The organism is Methylomonas sp. (genome assembly GCF_023228165.1).
Lineage (GTDB): Bacteria > Pseudomonadota > Gammaproteobacteria > Methylococcales > Methylomonadaceae > Methylomonas.
In genome coordinates, this window is sequence record NZ_JALOBS010000003.1 from 222,740 (window position 1) to 246,825 (window position 24,086).

Below are 24,086 nucleotides of genomic sequence, written 5' to 3' on the forward strand. Positions count from 1 at the left end.
CGCGGTGCGGCCATTAGCTAGCAAAAAGGGCCAAGGAAAAGGCCGGCATAAAAATTATTAAAACCAGCGGAGCCCGCCGTTCAAGAGCAGGGCCAGCAATGCAGAGGGATAACCATGAACCGAAACCCGAATCGAGGTATACCAGGCTACCGGCAGTTAAAGCGTTTACGAACCGCTTTAGCCATCGCCCAAGGCAGCCGGCTGTTGTCGCGGCTGCTGCAGGAACTGGAATCCACCGTCTCCCACGACCAGACCAAGCGCGTCACCTACATGACCGAATTGTACACCCGTATCCATCGGGAGATGTTCAGCGACTGGAAGGAGCAGATCACGGTCAACCACAGGCCGGGTACCATGCTGGAGAAGGAAAAGCGCAAACGCTTCCGGATTGCCATCGAACGCCTGGTGCTGGATGGCGACAGCAATCAGGACAGTGCGATTTTCGACAACAACGGTTTTGTCATGCAATGCGACGACATTGCCGGCCGTCTGGCCAGTTTTTATCAGGAACTACGAGTCATTCGCCCCTACTCCTTCGGCAATCGCATTACCCTGGATCTTTTTATTACCGCATTGGGAAATTTGCCGGCTTTCAAAGCCGTATACGAACAAGGCATAGACTTTCGCCGTCTGACGCATGCGGATGCGGTTGCCTTGCACGATCCGGACAGCGACCATGCCGACATCACCCTAGGGTTTAGTCATGCACTCGATCCCACCCGCACCCATAGTCTGATCAACAATGCCAACGGCTATGGCAAATGGCCGGAAAACAAGCGTTTTTTGCAGGGGATTCCGTTTTTATCCCATACCACAGCGGATGGCATCGATTGCCTGGTTACCGTTACCGGCGGGTTGGTGCCGCTGGAAAGTATTCAGGTCGATCAATTTATTACCGGTCAGCATTTTGCCGATAACTCGTTAAGCGTATCTGAGCATATCATCGGTTATTTGCCCGGCACAGAGGATTTGCGCGCGCCCGGCAAAACCGAAATCGACGCCATCCCGATTCGCGGGGACGGCGTGGCGCCGTTGTTCTGCCTGGACATCAACATGCTGACCAGCTTGCGTCCGCCCAGTCATGCCGAGCTGCTGGATTTGATCAGGCAATTTGCCGGCGAACAGGCCAAGGTATTTGTGCTGGCCGACAATCCGGCCTTAAAACACAAAATGCTGGCGGCCACCTACGGCGAAAGCCGTTTGCAACGCACCATAGAAATTGCCTATAAACGCTTGGGTAAAATCAACCTGGCTTTGCAAACCGCGCTAAAAAACATTTTTAACGGTAAAACCGCCGTCGATAGGCCGAAACTTTTCATGTGCATGGGCGGGGCCGGGGCCGGTAAAACCGCGGTGGAGGAAATTGCCCGCGCACAGTGCGGAGACAATTTTGTGGTGGCCTCGCTGGACGAGTTTCGTAAACTTAGCGACCTGTACTGCCTGCTGACCGCCGCCAATCACCATAGCGACGATTACGTCTATGTAGAGCCGTTCGCCAACCGTTTGCGGGACTTGGTGGCCGACCATGCCCGCCAGAATCGCATCAACCTGTTATACGACGGTACCGGCATTCCGTATCAACCGCGTTATTCAACCGTGATTAGCCAGTTTCAAAGCGCCGGCTTTCATACCCAAATCACCGCCGTGGATGCGTTTTTGGTCAAACCGGCCGGGCGGGAAGAAGAATTGTCGCGGGCCGGCGTGATCGGTAGCGTCAAGTCGCGCTACGAAGCCACCGGCCGCGCCCTGCCGTGGGTGGTGACCATAGACAAGCACATCCGGTCGCCGCAGGCTTTTCTGCTGGCTTTGCAAGACAACGCTCTGGCGAAACTGTCGCTATTCGCCAACGACGGCGAGCGCGACCAGCATTATCTGGTGGCGGAAAGTTTTTTAATGTACGACGAAGACATCGAACATCTGCACGAGCAACAAATTGCCGGCAGCTTGGCGCCGCATTTTAAAACCATCATGAGTCGCCATCACGACTCGGTGTTGAAAAATATGGCCCAGCATTACGATGGTGCCTTAAAGGCCCTGATCGACCGCAACCCGTCTTTGAGCGAGGACAATGTCGGCTATTTGGTGTATCGGGGCAGCGAGCACAACCGGGTTTTGGCCATCTACAATCTTAGGCGCATGGTGGATTTCGTGCAAAAACGCCAGCTCAACCCCAATGCCTCCGGCGAGGACGGCTTGCTGCATAAACCCTGGGCGCTGGGTTTTCATGTCGACCCGCAGGCCAAACAGGCCTGGGTTACCCGCCTGCAGGGCACGGTGGAGTAAGGCCCGGTAATTTAAAAATCGCAATCGGTAGCCTGTATGCAGCGCAGCGAAATACGGGAATCAATTGGGAAGATACTTTTAACCCGATCCGCAAAGATCCATTCGGGCCGCCTGCCGCTAAGGCTATTCGAAATTCAGGTTTTCTATGCCGTCGGGCGGCTGCGCAGCGCCCCAGCCGCTTGGATAGCTGACCTTGGCTCGGTAGGTTATAAATGACGACCATGCATAGCTGGCAGGATCGCTGGTCAGATTGTGTTTTACGGGATTGTAATGAATGTAATCCATGTGACGATGCACATCGTCTTGATCGCGAATCAGGTGGTCCCAAAACCGCCGTTGCCAAAGCTTGACGGGTTGGGTTAAGTTTTGCGCCCGTTTGTAACGATGGGTAAAACGCAGTTTGACCGACTGCGCAATAGCTGAAAACGCAACGTCCGGTTCCGGCTTGATCAGCCAATGAAGATGATCGTCAAGAATCACATAAGCTAACAGCCGAAACGGCATTTCCGCTTTTACCTCCCGCATTACTGAAAGCAGCAATTCCTTTTCCGACGCATTCGCCAAGATAGGCTTTCGTTGATGACAAACCGCCGTAATGAAAACCGGTCGGTTGTCGGCGGGGTATCTGCGAATTTCGGTCATGGGTATTCAGGGAACATTTTGAAATAATAAGAAGCCGCGAATATAAACCAAACGTAGGTCAGGGTGCGCGATAGCGTTCCCTGACAAACTCAAAGCCACGAGCTCCGAATTGTCACGTAACCGCTATCGCGGCAACGTGACCTACCGGGCTATGGTGTTTCATCTGTGAGAAGATTTTTAATATCGTCCTTATTGAGGATAGCTAAAACTCGATTGTCCTCACCATAGATGTAAATAGAATACTTGTCTTTTTCTGCAACGTGATCCGCCTGTTCGTATGTGCGTTCGTCGCCGTTGTGTAACTGAACTGTGGCCTTCATGTTTACCCTCAATTGTGAATTTTGAAATCATACTCGGTGTGATGCTATCAAAATAACCAACCCCAGTAGTTTAGAACGTAGGTCAGGGTGCGCGATAGCGTTCCCTGACAAATTCAACGCCATGAGCTCCGAATTGTCACGTAACCGCGATTGCGGCAACGTGACCTACCGGACTAGAAAGTAGCTCCAATGTTTGGGTATCGTTGGCATTGAGGCACCTAAAATGATATATGCAACATAACTTGTTTTATATTTTGGCGCATTTGTCGTCTAAAAAGGCCGACAAAATGTAAGTAATTGTAAATTTGAGATTTTGCATAAAAAAACCTGACGGGCGAGTAAAAACAATATTTCAGGCGGCCCAAAAAGCAGGTCGGGGCTTTTTGAAAGGTGGTCTATCACCCCAGCTATGCCGCAAAGCCTAGCAGACAGCCATTCCTCATAACAACCCAACCCCGCCAAAATTCATCGCACCCGAAAAACCCGGCCGCGTTAAAATTCCGCATTGCCGGGCTAACTGCCTTGACCCCAATTCAACCGTTTTTTAACCGACACCATGCTCAATTTCAAAAATATCGCCATTCGTCGCGGCAGCCGTTTGCTGTTTAGCGAGGCTTCTTTCACGATTCATAAAGGCCAGAAGATCGGTTTGACCGGAGCCAACGGCACCGGCAAATCCAGTCTGTTTGCGATGCTGCGCGGCGAGTTGCATGCCGACGAGGGCGAGTTTTCCATGCCGCCGAATCTGGAAGTGGCGCATGTGGCGCAGGAAACCCCGGCGCTGGAATGTTCGGCCATCGATTACGTGCTGGACGGCGACCGCGAGTTGCGAGCCTTGCAACGGCAATTGCAGGATGCCGAGCAGGCTCATGACGGCCTGAAACTGGCCGAGCTGCATGTGGCATTGGAGCATGCCGGCGGCTACACGGCACAATCCCGCGCCTCGCGGTTGTTGAACGGTTTGGGTTTTAGCACCGAACAGGAAAGCCGGACGGTCAGTTCGTTTTCCGGCGGCTGGCGGATGCGCTTGAATCTGGCCCAGGCCTTGATGTGCCGTTCCGATGTGTTGCTGCTGGACGAACCCACCAACCATTTGGATTTGGACGCGGTGATTTATTTGCAGGACTGGCTGGTGAAATACCCCGGCACCCTGTTGCTGATCTCGCACGACCGGGATTTCCTGGATACCATCACCGACCACATCGTGCATATCGAACAAAACAAGGCCGAGATTTACACCGGTAACTATTCCGACTTCGAACGGATGCGGGCCGAAAAACTGGCCCAGCAACAAACCGCATTCGAAAAGCAGCAACGCGAAATCGCCCATATTCAAAGCTTCGTGGATCGATTCAAGGCTCAGGCTACTAAAGCCCGTCAGGCCCAAAGCCGCATCAAGGCGCTGGAGCGGATGGAATTGATTGCCCAGGCCCATGTGGATTCGCCGTTCGGCTTCAGTTTTCCGCCGCCGAAAAAAATGCCCAATCCGTTAATCAAACTGGAAGAAGCCGACATCGGCTATGGCGAAAACGTGGTGGTACATAACGCCTCGCTGTCCATTGCGCCCGGCGACCGCATCGGTTTGCTGGGGCCGAACGGGGCCGGTAAATCCAGCCTGATCAAAGTGTTGTCCGGGCAAATGCCGGCATTGCGTGGTAAGTTAACCAATGCGCAGGATTTGCATATCGGCTATTTCGCCCAGCATCAATTAGAGCAATTGCGGCTGGACGAATCGCCGTTGTGGCATTTGCAGCAACTGGATAAGCAGGCGCTGGAAAAGGATTTGCGGAATTTTTTAGGCGGTTTCGATTTTCGCGGCGACAAGGTCAACGACCCCATCGGGCCATTTTCCGGTGGCGAAAAAGCCCGGCTGGTGCTGGCGATATTGGTGTATCAAAACCCCAATTTACTACTGCTGGACGAGCCGACCAACCATTTGGATCTGGAAATGCGCCATGCCTTGAGCGTGGCTTTGCAGGAATACCAGGGCGCCATCGTGGTGGTTTCACATGACCGGCATTTGCTGCGCTCGGTGACCGATCAGCTATTGCTGGTGGCGGGCGGCAAGATGCAGCCGTTCGATGGCGACCTGGACGACTACAAACAATGGCTGGCGGAACAAAAGAAAGGCAGCGAGGAGCCGGATACCCAAGCTGCCGCCGGCAATAACCTATCGCGCAAGGATCAGCGCAAGCAGGATGCCGAACGCCGCCAGCGCCTGAAACCCTTGCTGGATGCGGTAAAAAAGGCCGAGGCGGCGGTGGAAAAATACCACAAGGCCCAGCAGGAACTGGAACAGCAATTGGCCGATCCGGCTATTTATAGCGAAGAAAACAAGGACGCATTGAAAAAACTGTTAAGTCGGAAAGCCCAGGTCGATGACGCGCTGGAACAGGCCGAACTCGACTGGATGGCTGCCGAAGAAAATCTGTCCCAAGCGGAGTAATACATGTATGAGTTGATCCTGTTGTTTTTTCAGATCGCCACCTTCCAAAAAGGCCCGCAGGACGTACCGGCGTCGCCGTTTGTGTTACGGCTGTTGTTGCCGGCCTATGTGGCGATTAATTATTTGATTTTATTTTTGAATAGCGCGCACTCGACGGCGGTGCTACAGATCGGGGTGGATTTCGGGCTGATCGTGTTGTTCAGTTGGCCGTTGTTGTATACGTCCGGCAAAATCGCCCGCTTTCCGCAAACCCTGGCGGCCATGCTGGGCACCGATGTGGTGATCAGCTTTTTCGCCCTGCCCGCCATTGCCACCCTGAATACCCATGCCAACGATTTGGCCTATTTTGCCATGCTGGCTTTAGTGTTGTGGCATTGGCTGGTCAGCGGGCATATCATACGGCACGCGTTGGACCGCTCCCTGTTTTTCGGTTTGGGGCTGGCGCTTTTGTATATCATGTTGTCGTCCCAAATAATGGCGGCGCTGTTTCCGGAAATTACCGGTTCTCCGCAATGAGGTGATTATGAATAACTATAAACATATTTTATTGGCAGTGGATTTTTCAGAACACGGCAAACAGGTCTCGAGCAAGGCTTTGGATATGGCGCAACGCAATCAGTCCAAATTGAGTCTGGTGCATGTGGTGGAAAACCTGCCCATCACCGATGCCGCCTATGGGCCGATTCCGTTCGATGTCGATCTGACCCAGGAATGGCTGGATGCCTCCAAGGAACGGCTGGGCAAAATGGGCATCGAACTGGGCGTACCGGAACAACAGCAATGGCTGGAAATGGGTAGCGCCAAAATGGAAATTGTCCGGGTAGCGGAAGAAAACGGCGTGGATTTGATCGTGGTGGGTTCGCATGGCCGGCATGGTTTGGCTTTGCTGCTGGGTTCCACCGCCAACGGCGTCTTGCATCATGCCAAATGCGATGTATTGGCGGTGCGCCTGACCGATGATTGAACTGGTGTTGGGCGGAGCGCGTTCCGGTAAAAGCCGTTATGCTGAGCAACAAGCGATTCACTGCGGATTACCGGTGCTTTATCTGGCCACCGCGGAAGCCGGTGACGCCGAAATGCGGGCTCGTATCGCCCATCACCAACAACGGCGGCCATCCGAATGGCAAACCCTGGAAGAGCCCGTTGAATTGGCTGCCGCCATTCAAACCCACGCCAATCCCGAACGCTGCCTGTTGATAGATTGCCTGACGCTGTGGTTGAGCAATGTGTTGTTCGATCGGCACGGCAGCATCCAGGAGCAGCAGTTTGCGACCCGGCGCGCCGCCTTGCTGGCGGCGCTGAGGGATTGCAGGGGCCGAGTGATCATGGTCAGCAACGAAGTCGGTATGGGTGTGGTGGCGGCCGATACCATGACCCGCCGCTTCGTCGACGAAGCCGGTTTTTTGCACCAGGATCTGGCGCGAATTTGCGGCCGGGTGGTGTTGGTCACCGCCGGTTTGCCGCAACGGCTTAAATAAATGCAAACACTTTTCCTACCGATTGCTGCCCCCGATGCGGAGTTTTACCGGCGGGCGCTGCACAGGCAAACGCAACTCACCAAGCCGCCCGGTTCGCTGGGCAGGCTGGAACAGCTAGCGGTTGCGCTGGCTGCCTTGCAGCGCCGCGACCAACCGGCACTGGATAACATCCATATCAGTATTTTTGCCGCCGACCACGGTATCGCCGCCGAAGCCGTGTCGGCATTTCCGCAGGCCGTGACAGCGGAGATGGTGAAAAATTTCGCTGCCGGCGGCGCGGCGGTCAATGTACTGGCCAGACAGCTCAATGCCCACTTTGAAGTGGTGGATGTGGGGTTGCTTAATCCCGTCGAGCTGCCCAGCGTGATTAGGCAACGGGCCGGTGCCGGTACCGAAAACTTCAAAATCAAGCCGGCGATGAGCGAGGCGCAACTGCAGATTGCCCTGGCGGCGGGCAGAGCTGCCGTCAGCCGGGCGCTGGTCGGGAAGGCCGATATTTTTATCGGCGGCGAAATGGGCATAGCCAATACCTGTAGCGCCAGCGCCATGGCGGCGGCGTTATTGGCCGTGCCGGCCGACGAGATTACCGGTGCGGGTACCGGCCTGAACGCCGGGCAAATCAGGCATAAGGCGGCGGTCATCCAACTAGCCTTGCAAACTCACTGTCAACGGCTGACTACGCCGCTGGCGGTGCTGCAAACGCTGGGCGGCTTCGAAATCGCCGCTCTCGCCGCAGCCTATATCAGCGCCGCTCAGCAGCGTTTGCCGGTGCTGGTGGACGGTTTTATCAGCAGCGTGGCGGCTTTGCTTGCCGCCAGAATCAATCCAGACTGCCGGTGTTGGTTTTTTTACGGCCATCGTTCCGAGGAAAAAGGCCATCAACAGGTGCTGGATGCGCTGGCCGCCGAACCGATTTTGCAGTTAGGCATGCGGCTGGGCGAAGCCAGCGGCGCGGTCATGGCGGTTCCGGTGCTGCAAATGGCCTGCCGCTTACATAATGAAATGGCCACTTTTTCGCAAGCCCGGATCAGCGCCGGCCTTTAACTCGAAAGTAAGGCATTATCCGGAGGTTTTTCAGCGCTTATAACGCCTGTTTGTGAACGAGGCATAATTGGGAGATTGATTAAGTAGCCGAAAACTTACGTTTTTCCTGCATCTGCAACACCAAGCTGTACACCACCGGAAACACCAGCAGGCTGAGGATCAACACCGTCAACATGCCGCCCATCGCCGGCGCCGCGACGCGCTGGGTGACGTCGGCTCCGGTGCCGGTGGCCCACATGATGGGGATCAAGCCGACGATGTTGGCCAGCGAGGTAATCGCCACCGGCCGCACCCGCAAGGCAGTGGCGGCTTCCGCCGTGGCAATAATCTCAGCCGATGTCAGCGGTGCCTGTTTCCGTTCTCGCAATTTCGCCATCTCGATATCGATAAAACTCAGCACCATCACGCCGGTTTCCGCGGCGGTGCCGGCCAGGGCGATAAAGCCTACATAGACGCCTATCGAGAGATTAAATCCTAGCCAATATACCAGCCAGATGCCGCCGATCAGGCTGAAAGGGATGGTCAGCATGACAATAGCCGGCTCGGTGACATTGCGGAACGAGCAATACAGTAGGATAAAAATCAGCAGTAAGGTAATCGGCACCACCATTTTTAAGCGTTTTGCCGCCCGCTGCATGTATTCGAACTGGCCCGACCAGGCAAGCGTGTACCCTGGCGGAAGTTCGACGTACTCGCGGAGGGTTTGTTGGGCGTGTTTGACGAAACCACCGATATCGGCTGTTTTGATATCCACATAAATCCAGGCATTAGGGCGGGCGTCTTCGGTTTTAATCACATCCGCGCCGCGGCTAAATCGAATCTCGGCTACCAGGGTTAATGGAATCTGGCTGCCGGTGGGGGTGGGGATTAACACCCGCCGTAAGGCTTCCACACTGTCGCGCAGATCGCGCGGATAGCGCAGATTCACGGGATAACGCTCCAGCCCTTCCACGGTTTCGGTGATATTCATGCCGCCAATCGCACTCTGAATTACATCCTGTACATCGCCGGTGGTCAGACCATAACGCGCTGCCGCTTCCCGGTTAATATCGAAATCCAGATAATAGCCGCCGACAGCCCGGTCGCCGTAGGCGGACAAGGTGTCGGGGATGGTCTTCATGACCTGTTCGATCTCAAGCGATAACTTTTGTAAAACCTTCAGGTCGGGTCCCGACACTTTGATACCAACCGGGGTTTTAATCCCGGTCGACAGCATGTCGATGCGGGTCTTGATCGGCATGGTCCAGGCGTTGGCCAAGCCGGGAAAATGGATGACGTTGTCCATTTCGGTCATCAGTTGTCTGGTGGTTTTGCTGGGGTCCGGCCACTGCTCCCGGGGTTTTAGCTTGATGGTGGTTTCCACCATCATTAGCGGTGCTGCGTCGGTGGCGGTTTCCGCCCGGCCGACTTTGCCGAATACCTGTTCGACTTCGGGGAAGGTTTTCAGAATCTTGTCGGTTTGCTGCAACACCTCGCGGGCCTTGGTAATCGATATGCCGGGGAAGGTCGAGGGCATGTATAAAATATCCCCTTCATCCAGCGGCGGCATAAACTCGCTGCCGATTTTGGAAATCGGATAGAGGGTGGATGCCATTAGCAGCATGGCCAATAAGATGGTCGCGGCTCGCCAGCGCATGGCCAGTTTTAACGCCGGTCCGTGAATCCGGTGTAAAAACCGGTTGATCGGGTTGCGATGTTCGGGAACGATCTTGCCGCGCACAAAATAACCCACTAATACCGGTACCAGCGTAATCGTCAATATCGCCGCCGCCGCCATCGCGTAGGTTTTGGTAAAGGCCAGCGGGCTGAATAAGCGCCCTTCCTGGGCTTGCATGGTGATAATCGGCAGAAATGAGACGGTAATGACCAGCAGCGAGAAAAACAAACCACTTCCCACTTCCCGGGAGGACGCGCCGATCACTTGCCAGCGTTCCTTTTCGGTCAGTTTGGCCTGTTTTTTTTCAACGGCGGCAGCCAGATGCTTGTGGGCATTTTCCACCATGACCACGGCGCCATCCACCATATCGCCAATGGCCAATGCTATGCCGCCTAAGGACATGATATTGGCGTTCATGCCTTGCCATTTCATGACGATAAAGGCCATCAGGATGCCCAGCGGCAGGGTGAGGATGACCACCATGGACGAACGCAGATGCAGCAAAAACAAGGCAACCAGGGCGCAGACGATAATCAGCTCCTGAATCAAGGCCTCATTCAGCGTGTCGACCGCGCGTTCGATCAAATGGCCGCGATCGTAAACCGTGACGATTTCCACTCCTGCCGGCAGCCCTTTTTTAAGCTCGGCGAGTTTTTTGCGTACGTCTGCTATCGTCGCCAGGGCATTCTCGCCAAAGCGCATTACCACGATGCCGCCGGCCACTTCGCCCTCGCCGTTCAGTTCGGTGATGCCGCGGCGCAATTCCGGGCCGATCTGCACATGGGCCACATCCTGCAAGCGGATCGGCGTGCCGTTGGCGTCCACGCCCACCGGTATGGTATTCAGATCGGCGATGGATTTGATATACCCCAGACCGCGCACCATATATTCGGTTTCGGCCATTTCAAACAAGCGCCCGCCGACATCGTTATTGGAGCGCTTGATGGCATTGATAACCCCGGCTAACGGTATTTGATAGCCCTGCAAAATATTCGGATCGACCTCCACCTGATATTGTTTGACGTAACCGCCGACCGACGCCACTTCCGATACGCCGGGCACCGTCTGCAACGGATAGCGCAAATACCAGTCCTGAATCGAACGCAGTTGGGCCAGATCGTGTTTGCCGGTCTTGTCCACCAAGGCGTATTCGTAAATCCAGCCCACCCCGGTGGCGTCCGGGCCCAGGGTGGGAGTGATTCCCGCCGGCAGCCGGTCTTTTACGTAGTTGAGATATTCCAGTACCCGGGTGCGGGCCCAGTACATGTCGGTGCCGTCCTCGAAGATGATATACACGAACGATAGGCCGAAGAAGGAATAACCCCGTACCACCTTGGCATGCGGCACCGCCAGCATGGCGGTGGTCAAGGGATAGGTGATTTGGTCTTCGATGACTTGCGGCGACTGGTAGGCATATTCCGTGAACACGATTACTTGTACATCGGACAAATCCGGTATCGCATCCAGCGGCATGTTGTTAAACGACCAAAGCCCGGCCAGGGCCAGCATAATGGCGCCCAGCAACACCAGAAAGCGGTCTTTCAGGGCGGCGTTGATGATGAAATCAGTCATGCTTATGCGCTCCCTGCTCCATTTCCAGCCGGTTCGGCTGGACGGGCGGCGGCGTTGACGGTTCGCGCATTTTGGCGGTGGCTTCGCGTAGATTGGATTCGGAGTCGATCAGAAATTGCGCGGAGGTTACCACTTCCTCGCCGGCATCGAGTCCGTCGACAATGGCCACCTCGTCGTTGGAGGTCAGCCCGGTGGTCACCAGGCGCGGTTCGAATTTGCCCGGCCCGCGCACCACAAATACCTGGGTTTGCGCGCCGGAACGAATAATCGCTTCGGAGGGAATCACTACGGCGTCGATCTGTTTGCCGGCGTGGATGGTCACATCGGCAAACAAATCCGGCTTTAGCAATAGTTCGCTGTTGTCGAAGGCCATGCGCACCTTAATCGTGCGCGTCTTGGCTTCCGCATACGGATAAATAAAAGCTAGATGCCCTTTGAAGGTACGGCCTGGTACCCCGGCCAAGCGCATGTCCACCGGATCGCCTTCTTTCACCCAGGGCAGTTCGTATTCATAGACATCCGCGTACACCCAGACCTTGGATAAATCGGCAATCATGTAAAGTTCCGTTTCCGGTGTCACGTATTGGCCTTCGCGGGCGCCGATGTTGATGACGATGCCGGCTGCCGGCGTGTGAATATGCAGGCTTTTTTTAATGGCATGGCTGACGGTCAACTCGTGCATTTGGTGGGCCGGCACGTCCAGCAGTTTCAGGCGTTCCCGAGAGCTATTCACCAAATCTACAGCGCCGCTGCGGATGTCTTCAATCGGGCTTTTTTCCAATACCTTCAGATTATTCAAGGCCAGTATGTATTCCTGCTGGCTGGCTACCAGTTGCGGCGAATAAATGCTCAGCAAATCCTGGTTTTGTTTCACCCATCGCCCGGTTTCATCCACCCGTAGGGTTTCTATCCAGCCTTCGGTTTTGGGGTGCAAGCGGACTATGCGCTCCTCGTCGTAGGCGATGCGGCCGACCGCCCGCACTACATGCGATAGCAAGGATATTTTGGCGATTGCGGTGCGCACGCCCATGTTTTGCACGGTTACCGCATCGATTCTGACGGTACCGGCCACCGAACCGTTTTCCGCTTCCGGATCCGCGTAAACCGGCTGGTAGTCCATGCCCATGTTGTCTTTGGCCGGCAGCGGAGAGGTGATTGTTGGATTCATCGGATTTCGGTAAAACAAAATCCGCCGTGTTGTGGATTCGCTGTCGTCGGCATAAACCGGTAAATAATCCATGCCCATGCCGTCCTTGGCCGGCAGCGGCGATGTCGCTTCCGGGTTCATCGGGCTGCGGTAAAACAAGGGTTGCGCGGCCTTCTCTGGCGCCGGTTGTTGTGGCGGTTGTGCCAGCCAATAGCCTCCCGCCAGCCCTGCCGCCAGGATAATGGGGCCGGCTATTAAAAGCGGTTTATTCATAAATATCGTCCTCGCCCACGGCCAGCGCGGTTTGCGCCAGCGCTTGCTGGGCTTCGGTAAAGGCTTTCCAGTATTGGGTTTCGAATTCGAACAGGGAGATCTGGCTGCGCACCAGATTCAGGAAATCGACTTTGTTGACTTGATAACCGGCCAGCATCGAGGCCACGGTTTGCCTTGCTTGCGGGATGATGCCGGTATCGAATAACACGAATCGGTCTTTGGCGCTTTGATAATCGCTGACGCCTTGGCTGATTTGCGCCCTGACATTATTCCATTGGTCCCGCAACGCGTATTTTTCCCGGATTAGCTCGCTGGTGCGCTGATCCACGGCTTTGTTTTGTTTGCTGCCAGCGAAAATCGGCACGTTGAGACTTACACCCAGGCTTAATAAATCGGAGCGCGATGTGCCGTCGGGCATATTGGCGCGGGCACCGTAGCTTGCTTCCAGATTAAAGTCGGGCAAAATGTCTTTTTTTGCCGCATCAAGACGGGATTCCGCGGCATGTATTCCCTGGCGTTCCCCTGCCAGCAAGGGTTTGCTGTTCTCTGCCTGTTGATATAGCTGGGTTTCCCGTTTTAGCGTCGGTAGCTGTATATCGACCGCAGCCGGTAATTGCGTGGCGGCATTGGCGGGTTGATCCAGTAAGGCATTCAATTTTGCCAAACTGCTTTTGCGCATGCCGGTCAGAGTGATTTTTTGGTCCAACAGCTTGGATAATTCCAGCTGGGCCAGTAACACATCCTGCTGCAAGCCTTCGCCGACTTCGTATTTGGTTCTGGCGATATCGACAAACTGCTTGAGCAGATTGTGGTTGTTATCGACTGTCTCCAGGGCCCGGTCCAGATAAAAAACCAGCCACCATAGCGTTTTGACGTCGCTCAATAAGCGCAGGCGCAATTCGTCCGCCGTATGTGTGGCGGCAAGTGCCGAATAAGTGGCGGCCTGTTCGCGCAGGGCCAGTTTGCCGGGAAAGGGGACGGCTTGGGAAATCCCGAAACCGATCTGCGTCATATCGACTTGCCGGGTATTGAAGCTATCCACCGGCAGACTCATGGCGTTGAACTTGATGATGGGGTCGGGCAGGCTGCCCTCCTGAGAGGGAATGGCGGCCATGGCGTTGGCTCGGGCCAGCATTTGCGCAAGATCGGGACTGTCGCGCACGACTTTGTCCGTGGCTGCCCGCAGGGTTAAAACGCTTTGTTCGCTGCTGGTGGCAGTGCCGCAAACCAGCATTAGTACGATTATTCGGAAATAACGGCTTAATTGTGAAACGGATGGCATTTGTAACCTCTAAATTCACGTAATAGCAACGGCAATCTTGGCGATTGCGCGGCACAGCAATAACACACTGAACAGATCTTTATCTTGATGGGTATCAAGTGAAAAGGCGTTCAGGCGGCTATAAACCGGTTAGAGGTCGGAAATGGGCGGCTTTATAACCGGAGCTGGAACAATGGATAGGGAGTCGGGCTTCAGCAATGTATTATAAAACGCGGAATCCCGAGCCCAATCAAATACTAAGGACACAGTAACGGCGCAATCAAGGCAGATATGAAAATGACAGACTCTGGGGCGGGCCTTATCGGGTTGGCAGTGCTTGCCCGGAGCAATCGCCGGGTTGTTGCTGGTGTCTGCGGCAAGACTGCTTGCCGCGACGCCATGCGGCATCGAAAAGCGCGGCCCGACAGCCGAATGATGCGCATAGGCCGCCGCGACAGGCATGATAGCCGTCAGCAGCATGAGTATGGTGATTATTCGGCGGTTGAGCATGCGGAGGTCTTTAAAAAATAGAAACTGGTAACGGTATATCTATTTCAAATCGTAAGCTTATTCTGCAAAGAAAACAATGCAAGCAGCAACTTGTTGACGAACATTTATATGCCATTTCTCAGGTTTAGGTAAAATGTGCCCTGATTGGGTCGAAAAGGTCATCTCTATACCGCTGCCATTTCGGCGCGGGTAGGGATTTATTTGAAATATTACAATAACTCCTCGAAAAATAAAGTCTATCCGGACTTTAGTGGGCGGATGGCATATAACAACAGGAAAATCAGGCATGCTTGGACATATAGAAAGTTACGACGAACGCTGTCAAACCGGAGTAGTGAAGCACGAAGGTAAATTTTACGAATTTCATATCGACCAATGGACTGCCACCGAGCCTCCTAAGGAAGGAGACGATGTGGATTTTGATCACGAACATGGCGAAATCACCGAAATCGGTCCGGTCGGTGCCTATCTTGTTGACATCCAGCCGGTTAAAAGTCACATTGTGGCTGCATTGCTCGGTATCGTGTTCGGCGCTATCGGCTTGCACCGTATTTATTTGGGGTTTTGGGGTATAGGTATTGCTCAGATTCTGGTGACGTATTTAACCGGCGGTTTCGGGGTAGTTTGGGGCTTTATCGAAGGCGTCTTGATTTTTACCGGACATATCTACAAGGATGCCAAGGGTCGGCATTTAAAATAATGCATACGTTTAAAGCCTGTACGCGTATGCAATGACTAGAAGGTGAATCAAATTCGATTACTACACTCATGGAATCTTTACTGATTGCCCTGCAATTTTTAACGCGTATTCCGATTAATTATCGGCTGGCGGATAACGAGGCGGCCTTGGGCCGTTCGGTGTTGTATTACCCGCTGGTCGGTTTTGTGATCGGCGTATTGTTGAGTGTCTTGGTGCTACTCTTGTCGGGCACGCCCGATATTGTGGCGGCGGCCGTGGTACTGAGCGTCTGGGTGTTTTTGACCGGCGGCTTGCATTTGGACGGTTTGGCCGATTGTGCCGATGCCTGGGTAGGCGGGATAGGTAGCCCGCAGCGTAGCTTGCAGATCATGAAAGATCCGGCCGCGGGACCGATTGCAGTGTTGGTTTTATCGCTGCTGTTACTGGTGAAATTTAGCGCGTTGTTTGTATTGATCCAGCAAAATAACCTTATACCGCTAATGTTGGCTCCCCTGTTGGGGCGTTGTGCGATTTTATTGCTGATGCTGTCCACGCCTTATGTCAGTCCCAAGGGGATGGCGGAAAAATTATTGGCTAACTTGCCCCTTAGCGAGGCTCGTGTGGTGGTGGTGATTTCGTTGGCGTTTGCCGGATTGTTCATGGGCTGGGCCAACGTATTGCTGGCCGGCGGTTTATTACTCTGGATACGCTACCTTGCCTTAAAGCGGCTGGGCGGAGTAACCGGTGATGTGTATGGCGCTGCCGTAGAGTTAATCGAGATGGCCGGATTGCTGGCAGCAGTGTTGCTGTGAATCGGCACCGCTTCAGTCCCGAGGAACGGGCCGGTGTATATCGTGCCATTGCGGAACGCCGCGACATGCGGCATTTTCTATCCGATCCGGTGGATGCGGATATGCTGGCGCGCATTCTGCATGCCGCGCATCAAGCCGGTAGCGTTGGCTTGATGCAACCTTGGCGCTTTATCCGTATCACCGACAGCCGATTGCGCGCGCAAATACATCAGCTGGTGGAAAATGAGCGGCAGTTGACCGCCGCCGCGCTGCAGCAACGCCACGAGGAATTCATGCGCTTGAAAGTGGAAGGTATCCGCGAGTGCGGCGAGCTGTTGGTGGTGGCGCTGCCGGACCAACGCGAACAACATGTGTTTGGGCGGCGTACCTTGCCGGAGATGGATTTGGCCTCGGCGGCGTGCGCGATTCAAAATCTATGGTTGGCGGCGCGCGCCGAAGGGCTGGGAATGGGATGGGTATCCTTATTCGACCCGGAGGCCTTGTCCGCGCTGCTAAACATGCCGAGCGGCAGCCGGCCGATTGCCATTCTGTGCTTGGGGCATGTGGCCGAATTTTATCCCAAGCCCATGTTGGAACTGGAAAATTGGGCGGTTCCGCGGCCCTTGTCCGCCATGGTATCCGAAAACGGCTGGGGATAATGATTCCGCAAGCGCTGATGGTGCAGGGCACCACGTCGGACGCCGGTAAAAGCACGCTGGTAACCGCACTGTGCCGGCATTATCTACGCCAGGGTATTCGCGTCGCACCCTTTAAGCCGCAAAACATGGCGCTCAACAGCGCAGTGACAAGCGACGGCGGCGAAATAGGCCGGGCTCAGGCGGTGCAGGCGGCAGCCTGTGGATTGCCTGCGCATAGCGACATGAATCCGGTGTTATTGAAACCCACCACCGATACCTGTGCCCAGGTCATTATTCACGGCCAAGTGTTGCAAAATCAGTCGGCCAGTCAATACCACGATTACAAAAAAGTCGCCAAACAAGCCGTATTGGCGTCCTGGCAGCGACTCACCGCTCAATACCAAACCGTGGTTGTGGAAGGCGCGGGCAGCCCGGCGGAAATCAATTTACGGGCCGGCGATATTGCCAACATGGGCTTTGCCGAAGCCGTGGATTGCCCGGTAATCTTAATCGCCGATATCGATCGCGGCGGGGTGTTCGCGCATATTGTCGGCACCTTGGCTTTGCTGTCCGAATCCGAACAAAACCGTGTCATCGGCTTTGTGATTAACCGGTTTCGCGGTGACATCGCTCTGTTGCAACCCGGTTTGGACTGGTTGGAGGTCGAGACCGGCAAGCCGGTGTTGGCGGTGTTGCCCTATTTACACGACTTGTATCTGGAAGCGGAAGATGCCTTGTCCAGTCGGCATGCGCGGCAAGTCGGCGAACGGCAATTTACGCTGGTCGTGCCGCATTTGCCCAGTTTTAGCAATCATACCGACTTTGATCCCTTGCAACTGCATCCGGGCGTACAGGTGGTGTTTGCCAAGAGTCCCGAGGCCATTCGCGGTGCGGATCTGATTGTGCTGCCCGGTAGCAAATCGGTGCGGCGCGATTTGGCGCGGCTCAGGCAGCAAGGTTGGGACGTTTTTCTACGGCGGCATTTGCGCTACGGCGGTAAAATTTTGGGCGTTTGCGGCGGTTTTCAGATGTTGGGCAAGGCTATACACGATCCGCATGGTCTGGAAGGCGAGGTGGGCAGCGCGGCCGGTTTGGGTTTGTTGGATATGGAAACCACCCTGCATCCGCAAAAATGCTTGCGTCAAGTCCGCGGGGTTTTTGCCGAACAGGTTGTGCCGGTTGCCGGGTATGAAATACATATGGGCTTGAGTAGCGGTCCGGCTCTGGCGAGACCGTTGTTTAAGTTGGAGGGTGGCGATGACGGCGCGCTGTCTGCGGACGATCAAGTGGCCGGTAGTTATTTGCACGGCCTGTTTGATTTACCGGAGGCTTGTAATACTCTGCTGGCCTGGGCCGGTTATCGGCAACGGCAGGCGGTGGATTTTAACGCCTTGCGCGAGGCCGGGATAAACCGGATCGCCGACAGCTGGGCCGTGCATTGCGACGAAGCCAAGCTCAAGTCGGCGCTGGCAAGGTTTTATGCACGGAGTTATTGATGTTTGCCCGAGACTAAAATCGGCTTATTCGGTTTCAGCCAGAGGTTCGGCATCATGCGGGAATACGCCTTGATCCAGCAAATCCAGATAAATTCGGTAACAGTTGCGACCGGCGTGTTTGGCCTGATACATGGCCTGATCGGCATGACGCAGCAGGGTATACGGCGCCACGTTATCCAGTGGATAAAGCGTGACGCCGCAGCTGGCGCCTATCCAGACCGGATGCACATTCAAGGTAAACGGCTCGGCCAGCGCGGTATGTATTCGGTTCAACGTATCCTCGCATTGCTGGCGGGATTGTAAATCCAGCAACAATAAGGCAAACTCGTCGCCACCCAAGCGGCAAACCGTGTCGCATTCGCGTAAATTGCTCTTGATGCGCTTAGCCACTTCTATCAAAAGTTCGTCGCCCACGGCATGGCCGAAGGTGTCGTTGACCGGTTTGAAACCGTCCAGATCCAGATAGCAAATCGCCAATAAGCCGCCAGAGCGTTTAGTCTGGGCGATGGCTTGATTAAAGCGGTCCGAGAAAAGCGTACGGTTAGGCAGGCTGGTCAACGGATCGAAATGAGCCATGTGTTCCAGCAATTCCTGTTGTTGCTTCCTTGCCGTGATGTCCGAAAACAGGCCGATATAATTGATGGTCGTGCCGCTTTCGTCGAACAAGGCGGAAATGGTCAATAACTGGGCGTAAACGCCGTTGTTTTTATGCCGGTTCCAAATTTCGCCTTGCCAGTGGCCTTTCTCGCTCAATGTTCTCCACATATCCGTATAAAAACCGGATTCTTGCCGGTTCGATTTTAGCAAGCTAGGGTTTTTACCTATCACCTCGTCATGGCTGAAACCGGTTATTTCGGTAAATGCGGCATTGACATCCAGGATACGCGCTTCGGCGTCGGTAATCATGATGCCTTCGTGGGCATCGGAAAATACCCGGGCCGACAGTTTGAGCTTTTCTTCCGCGTGTTTGCGTTCGCTGATATCCTGCACAATACCCAGCATGCGAACCGGTTTGCCGTGTTCATTCCGTTCCACTTGCCCCACGGAGCGCATCCAGCATTTTTTGCCGGTAACATTGATACGGTACTCGACGTCGTACTTGGCGCCATATCTGAGATGTTTGCGCAACGTGTCGATGACTATCGGCCTGTCTTCCTTACAGATGGAGGCCAGAAAATGCGCCCATTTGGGGTTTTCGGTCTTGGGGAAACCCAGGCCGTTGGCGAATATTTCCGACCAGACTTGCCGGTTGTTTATCAAGTCGAATTCCCACGTGCCCACGCAACCATAGTATTGGCTGACTCGTAAGCGTTCTTCGCTGGCTTTTAAGGCCAGCTCGTCCAGTTTGCGTTGGCTTATGTCTTGTAATAACACCACGAAGCGGTTGTGGCCGGCTTGGTAGGCGTCAACCGCCAGCCAGCGCTGCTTATCCGGATAATGAATTTCAAAGTGCGAGGGGTGGTGCTGGGTTTCGATGTCGGCAAAGTGTTGAATGCATTCGTGAAGATGGGGTAATGCCAGTCGCTTGGCACGCTTGCCTATGCATTGAATAGCCTTGATGCCGATGATGGTTTCGAATGCCGGGTTAATCATTAAAATGCGGGCGTCGATGATGCGCCCGTGGGCGTCTCTGATGACTTCATGTAAGGCAAGGCCTAGCGACATGTTGCGGTATAACAGGGCCAGGTCGGCTTCGCTACGGCAGCGGGCTTTGATTTCCTTGCGTAATCTGAATACCCAGTAACTGAAAAACAACAGGATCAGCAACGTTACGACGGTATATTTGGCCAGTGTTTCGAGGCTGACGCCGGGATTGACCTTTAGGCCCAACCAGCGGTTAACCAGACTTTCCCGCTGATTGGCCGGAATGGCATTCAGGGCTTTTTGCAAAATATTCAACAATTCCGGATGGGCCTTGCCGACAGCGAATTGAAGCTGGTTTTGATAGCCGCTTTGACCGGCAAAACGCAGATTCAAGTAGCCCCGTTGTTTGATGATAAAACTCGCGGAAGCCGCATCGCCGATATAGGCATTCACTTCCCCCTCTTCTAGCAAGGCCAGAGCCTCATCCACCGAGTTGGTGGCCGTTGTTTCGATCTTGGGATAGTGACGGGCCAAGAGTTCCTGAATGAAATAGCCTTTTACCACCGAAACTTTTTGGCCGGCCAGTAATTCCAGCGTGCCGATATAGCCGAGTCTATCGTCACCGATGATGATGGCGGGGGTGCTGACATAGGGGGCGCTAAAATTCAGATATTGCTGCCGTTCGGGTGTTTCCGTTGCCGCGGCTATCATGTCTAGTTCGCCTCGTTGGGCCATTTCCAGTATTTCATGCCAGGGTTTATCCTGGATAATCTCAAAGTGCACGCCCAGTATTTTTTCGATCAGTCGCAAATGTTCGGCCACCATGCCAACATAATTGCCGTCCTGGTCTATCCATTCATAGGGCGGAAAATTACGGTCTGTCCCCACCCGAATGGTTGGGTGTTGTTCCAGCCAGTTGCTTTCCGGTATCGACAGGTCAAGCGTAGGCGTGGAGGTGTGAATGAAGCCGGCCAGTTGCTCGTCGGACATAACCGGGGCCAGTTTTAAATTGGCGTAAGTTTCAGCCACGCGGCGCAGGCGTTTCGCCTCGATTTGCCCCAGCGGAACGGTGTTCGGCATGATGAGTTTACGGGTTTCCGCGGCTTCGAAACGTAATTGTTCCGCTGTACGTCTGCCTTGATATTCGTTGATGATGAGTTGGATGACTTCTTCTGGATGATCCAGTGCGTATTGCCAGCCTTTCAGCGATGCGCGTCTGAATCGATCCGCCCGGCCGGGGTGTTGCTGCAATTCATTTTGGCTGGTAAACAGCAGGTCGCCATAAAAATCGATGCCGTAATTTTGCGGGTTGATGATGTTGACTTTGATGCCGCGCTGCTGAAATTCAAAAGGTTTGTCGGTGAGATAGCCCGACATGGCGTCTACTTTGCCCTGAATGAGATCTTCGATATCGAACGATTCGGCAACCGGGATATAGCGGCTTTCATTGAGGCCGGCCTCGGCCAGAAGTGCGCGGATAGGGGCGTTGTTTTCGCCGGTCGTATCATACATGACCAGTTTGCCGGCAATTTCGTAGGGGCTGATAATGCCGGAAGATTGCTTACTGTAGAGAACCAGGGCGTCGTGTTGAAAAATCGCCGCCAGCGCGACTAATGCTTCTCCCTTGGCGTAATGGGCGATAATGCCGGAGTCGCCGATGCCGTAATCAGTTTGGTCCGATAGAATTTGTTGAATGTAATCCTGGCCGGGCCGACGTTCATTAATTTCAACATCCAGGCCTTCCTCCGCATAATAGCCTTGCGCCTTGGCAGCGTAATATCCGCCAAACTGAAATTGATGAAAATATTTGAGTTGCAGCCTAACGTGTTCCGGGGCTTGGCCGTTGGCTGCAGAGACCGCTGGCAGAGGGCTGGCCAGCACCAGTAAGGCCGCCAGAAAAAAGAAAAGTTTGTCGATCATCAATGCCAGCCGAATATCGCATATTCACGTTGATTCCATCGATGGGCATTTTACAGGCAATGGGCTCTGGTGTTGCTGGGGATTTGTAGTTGAATTGAAAAAAACACAGTAAAAATCGAGCCAGCCCTACCGGTTTGTATTGATGGCCGCGGTGGTAAACAAAGACTGGAACTTATTTTTGCCGGTATTGGCCTTGCGTTGTTGGGCGTGGGCCAGAGCCAGCCTGGCTTCATTTTGTAATTGGGTGTCCGCAAAAGCTTGTTGTTTTCTGACGGGGGCTTGGGTGGCTTTATTGAAAAACGCTTCCGCTTCCATTGCCCGGTCCTGACGTAGCAGAAAGTCGGCATAAAAATAATTGGCGTCTATCCCTTCCGGATTAATCTGTAAGCTGGCTTTTAATAGTTGTTCCGCCATCTCGTCGTCGCCAAATGAAACCGGCCAACCAGGCAGCATGTAATACAAAGTGCCCAACGTGACATAGGCGGCGCCATCCAAAGCTTTTGGGTCGATGCCGATGGCTTCTTCCAACAGCTTTTTGGCCTTTTCCAGAGTTGAGAGCGCAGTCAATGACGACTCGAAGGCGGCATTGGTAGACATGATAGTGGCTAGCCAAATTTTAGGCTCGGCCGCATCGGGATAACGGTTTACCAATTCCGTTGCTTTTTCCATCAATTCAGGATAAGCCCGTTTTTGCCGCGCTTCATCGCTTTGATAATACACGGACGCCCACGCGCTTTCCAGGTCGGCAATCGACGCAGTCAAGTCCGACGCCAGTAGCTGGGCGCTAAAAAGTAACAAAAAAACAACAATAGTGGCTCTATACATACATAAAATATAGAGCATTGTTGTTTATTTTTCAATATGCAGCTTAAATTATTGTTTTATCGCCACTAATGTCAGGGGCGGAATGTTAGGGGTGCCCTAATCCCAATCCCTTGAATTTCGTGCGGTTGAGGCTATGCTAGGTCGTTGCGGTGATTACGTTTTTTGATGCTTATAGTTGAAAACTACAGCTGTTGCGTACTCACAACGCTATCGATTTTCCAGCATCTATTCGCGCATGCTGTCGCTAATCGGAGCGAGTTGGTATTTGATGGCCATTTAATTTTTAGAGTTGAGTTGTCCGCATGCGGCTAGTACGTCATCGCCTTTAGCCGTTCTTATTAAAGTCGGGATTTTAAAAGTATCTAAAACTTCTTTGAAGTTTTCGATTTTATCGAAATCCGGACGTTTGTAATGTGATCCCGGGAATGAGTTAAAAGGGATTAAGTTAATATATGCACTTTTACCGGACAGTAGTGTTCCCAATTTTTTGGCATCATCCGGAGAATCATTGAAACCTTTTATCAGAATATATTCATAAGTAATAAATTGCTTTTTATTTAAAGGTATCTTGTCAATATATGTCAGGACCTCGTCTAGCGGATATTTTTTGTTAATCGGAATAAGTTCATTTCTCTTTTCTTTAAAGGGGGAATGCAGGGATAACGCAAGGTTCACTCCGGGAATTTCCCGGCTCCATCTTTTAAGCCCAGGAATATAGCCAGCCGTTGAAATGGTAATTTTTTGAACGCCGATCGACGTTCCGTGTTGCGATAAAAAAATTTCACAGGCTTTTTTAACGGCATCAAAATTATGTAAGGGCTCGCCTTGCCCCATAAAAACAATATTTAAAATCCTCTCCTCTCCCGGCCTATTGGTTGCCAACCAACGCCAAGCCTGTAGAAACTGGCCGACAATTTCACTTGTGGTCAAATTTCTTTTAAGCCCTTGTTCTCCGGTAAAACAAAAAGAACAATTCATTGCGCAGCCAACCTGCGATGAAAGACAAATTGAATATTTATTATGAAATGGAATAAGGACGGTTTCAATTTTATGATTGTCTTTAAGATTAAAAAGAAATTTTACTGTTCGATCATTTTTAGACTCATGAACCGTATCGATTTCGGGTAGAGAAAAGTCAAAATTTTTTTCAAAAAAGGCCAGCGAGCATTTGGCAATTTTATCATGGCAGTGACCGCTTTCTTTTTTCTTATAATGCCAATTAAAAAGAACTGCCGCTGCTGAATGGTTTAAATTATTTGTCTTTATAATTAATTCTAAATCGGAATAATTTAGATCGAAAAAGGATTGTTTCAAAAAAATGCCCCCGGTAGTAGCAATATTATTTTATTTTAGGTAATTAGATGTAAAGCGGACCCATCCACAACCCTACAACTGCGAGCCTGGTTAATGTTCTGCCGTTTCATTTGCGTATCGGCACTTAACTTACACTAGTCACAAAGCAAATTCTGATGTAGGTATAGCTGATAAGCAATCGATTTATTTATAATCGGGTTATGTCA

At 53.1% G+C, this 24,086-nt stretch carries 20 protein-coding genes; 10 read left to right on the plus strand and 10 right to left on the minus strand.

Annotated elements, in window-relative coordinates; translation table 11 throughout:
* Positions 1 to 114: 114 nt before the first annotated feature.
* Complete coding sequence (locus M0R33_RS03700; RefSeq protein ID WP_292565239.1) at positions 115 to 2,283, plus strand: zeta toxin family protein; 2,169 nt, start codon at positions 115 to 117, stop codon at positions 2,281 to 2,283.
* Positions 2,284 to 2,406: 123 nt separating this feature from the next.
* Here M0R33_RS03700 and M0R33_RS03705 read toward each other — a convergent pair whose 3' ends face one another.
* The gene (locus tag M0R33_RS03705; protein ID WP_292565241.1) at positions 2,407 to 2,925 is read right to left on the minus strand and encodes a transposase; all 519 of its coding nucleotides are present in this window, start codon (positions 2,923 to 2,925) and stop codon (positions 2,407 to 2,409) included.
* Positions 2,926 to 3,074: 149 nt separating this feature from the next.
* On the minus strand, positions 3,075 to 3,245 hold the full coding sequence (locus M0R33_RS03710; RefSeq protein WP_292565244.1) for a hypothetical protein: 171 nt from the start codon (positions 3,243 to 3,245) through the stop codon (positions 3,075 to 3,077).
* A gap of 556 nt (positions 3,246 to 3,801) precedes the next feature.
* Between M0R33_RS03710 and M0R33_RS03715 the strand changes: the two genes are divergently transcribed.
* The 5 genes from M0R33_RS03715 to cobT are packed head-to-tail and all read left to right on the plus strand — an operon-like array spanning position 3,802 to position 8,213.
* Complete coding sequence (locus tag M0R33_RS03715) at positions 3,802 to 5,691, plus strand: ATP-binding cassette domain-containing protein (protein ID WP_292565246.1); 1,890 nt, start codon at positions 3,802 to 3,804, stop codon at positions 5,689 to 5,691.
* Between the two features lie 3 nt (positions 5,692 to 5,694).
* Positions 5,695 to 6,207 carry a hypothetical protein gene (locus tag M0R33_RS03720; RefSeq protein ID WP_292565249.1) on the plus strand — a complete coding sequence of 171 codons (513 nt, stop codon included), beginning with the start codon at positions 5,695 to 5,697 and terminating at the stop codon, positions 6,205 to 6,207.
* Between the two features lie 7 nt (positions 6,208 to 6,214).
* On the plus strand, positions 6,215 to 6,655 hold the full coding sequence (locus M0R33_RS03725; RefSeq protein ID WP_292565251.1) for a universal stress protein: 441 nt from the start codon (positions 6,215 to 6,217) through the stop codon (positions 6,653 to 6,655).
* Complete coding sequence (gene cobU, locus M0R33_RS03730; RefSeq protein ID WP_292565254.1) at positions 6,648 to 7,169, plus strand: bifunctional adenosylcobinamide kinase/adenosylcobinamide-phosphate guanylyltransferase; 522 nt, start codon at positions 6,648 to 6,650, stop codon at positions 7,167 to 7,169. Before M0R33_RS03725 ends, cobU begins: the two co-directional genes overlap by 8 nt.
* Positions 7,170 to 8,213: a nicotinate-nucleotide--dimethylbenzimidazole phosphoribosyltransferase gene (cobT, locus tag M0R33_RS03735; protein WP_292565256.1), complete on the plus strand. Its 1,044-nt coding sequence runs from the start codon at positions 7,170 to 7,172 to the stop codon at positions 8,211 to 8,213.
* A 79-nt stretch (positions 8,214 to 8,292) separates the two neighbouring features.
* On the opposite strand, the gene M0R33_RS03740 is transcribed toward cobT, so the two are convergent.
* From M0R33_RS03740 to M0R33_RS03760, 5 genes are all read right to left on the minus strand, one after another.
* Positions 8,293 to 11,442 (minus strand): CusA/CzcA family heavy metal efflux RND transporter, encoded by a 3,150-nt coding sequence (locus M0R33_RS03740; RefSeq protein WP_292565259.1) that lies wholly within the window; start codon positions 11,440 to 11,442, stop codon positions 8,293 to 8,295.
* A complete protein-coding gene (locus M0R33_RS03745) occupies positions 11,435 to 12,862 on the minus strand; it encodes an efflux RND transporter periplasmic adaptor subunit (RefSeq protein ID WP_292565261.1) in 1,428 nt (475 codons plus the stop codon). Before M0R33_RS03745 ends, M0R33_RS03740 begins: the two co-directional genes overlap by 8 nt.
* Entirely contained in the window at positions 12,855 to 14,144 is a 1,290-nt protein-coding gene (locus M0R33_RS03750) for a TolC family protein (protein WP_292565264.1), read from the minus strand. Before M0R33_RS03750 ends, M0R33_RS03745 begins: the two co-directional genes overlap by 8 nt.
* 129 nt (positions 14,145 to 14,273) lie before the next feature.
* Positions 14,274 to 14,633 carry a hypothetical protein gene (locus M0R33_RS03755; protein WP_292565267.1) on the minus strand — a complete coding sequence of 120 codons (360 nt, stop codon included), beginning with the start codon at positions 14,631 to 14,633 and terminating at the stop codon, positions 14,274 to 14,276.
* Positions 14,634 to 14,690: 57 nt separating this feature from the next.
* On the minus strand, positions 14,691 to 14,921 hold the full coding sequence (locus M0R33_RS03760) for a hypothetical protein (RefSeq protein ID WP_292565270.1): 231 nt from the start codon (positions 14,919 to 14,921) through the stop codon (positions 14,691 to 14,693).
* On the opposite strand from M0R33_RS03760, the gene M0R33_RS03765 reads away from it, so the two are divergent.
* The 4 genes from M0R33_RS03765 (at position 14,920) to M0R33_RS03780 (ending at position 18,237) form a co-directional block, all read left to right on the plus strand.
* On the plus strand, positions 14,920 to 15,333 hold the full coding sequence (locus M0R33_RS03765) for a TM2 domain-containing protein (protein ID WP_292565273.1): 414 nt from the start codon (positions 14,920 to 14,922) through the stop codon (positions 15,331 to 15,333). The two genes, M0R33_RS03760 and M0R33_RS03765, sit on opposite strands and share 2 nt — an antisense overlap.
* A 68-nt stretch (positions 15,334 to 15,401) precedes the next feature.
* Positions 15,402 to 16,124, plus strand: coding sequence for an adenosylcobinamide-GDP ribazoletransferase (locus M0R33_RS03770; RefSeq protein ID WP_292565276.1), 723 nt, complete (start codon positions 15,402 to 15,404; stop codon positions 16,122 to 16,124).
* Positions 16,121 to 16,762: a 5,6-dimethylbenzimidazole synthase gene (gene bluB, locus M0R33_RS03775; RefSeq protein WP_292565278.1), complete on the plus strand. Its 642-nt coding sequence runs from the start codon at positions 16,121 to 16,123 to the stop codon at positions 16,760 to 16,762. The genes M0R33_RS03770 and bluB overlap by 4 nt, the downstream gene beginning before the upstream one ends.
* Entirely contained in the window at positions 16,762 to 18,237 is a 1,476-nt protein-coding gene (locus tag M0R33_RS03780; RefSeq protein WP_292565280.1) for a cobyric acid synthase, read from the plus strand. Before bluB ends, M0R33_RS03780 begins: the two co-directional genes overlap by 1 nt.
* Before the next feature lie 24 nt (positions 18,238 to 18,261).
* Here M0R33_RS03780 and M0R33_RS03785 read toward each other — a convergent pair whose 3' ends face one another.
* The 3 genes from M0R33_RS03785 to rlmN all read right to left on the minus strand — a co-directional run bounded on the left by M0R33_RS03785 (position 18,262) and on the right by rlmN (position 23,880).
* Positions 18,262 to 21,741, minus strand: a complete 3,480-nt coding sequence (locus tag M0R33_RS03785) for a transporter substrate-binding domain-containing protein (RefSeq protein WP_292565284.1) — start codon at positions 21,739 to 21,741, stop codon at positions 18,262 to 18,264.
* 126 nt (positions 21,742 to 21,867) lie between these two features.
* Positions 21,868 to 22,539: a tetratricopeptide repeat protein gene (locus M0R33_RS03790; RefSeq protein WP_292565286.1), complete on the minus strand. Its 672-nt coding sequence runs from the start codon at positions 22,537 to 22,539 to the stop codon at positions 21,868 to 21,870.
* Positions 22,540 to 22,842: 303 nt separating this feature from the next.
* The gene (rlmN, locus tag M0R33_RS03795) at positions 22,843 to 23,880 is read right to left on the minus strand and encodes a 23S rRNA (adenine(2503)-C(2))-methyltransferase RlmN (RefSeq protein ID WP_292565289.1); all 1,038 of its coding nucleotides are present in this window, start codon (positions 23,878 to 23,880) and stop codon (positions 22,843 to 22,845) included.
* Positions 23,881 to 24,086: the final 206 nt, after the last annotated feature.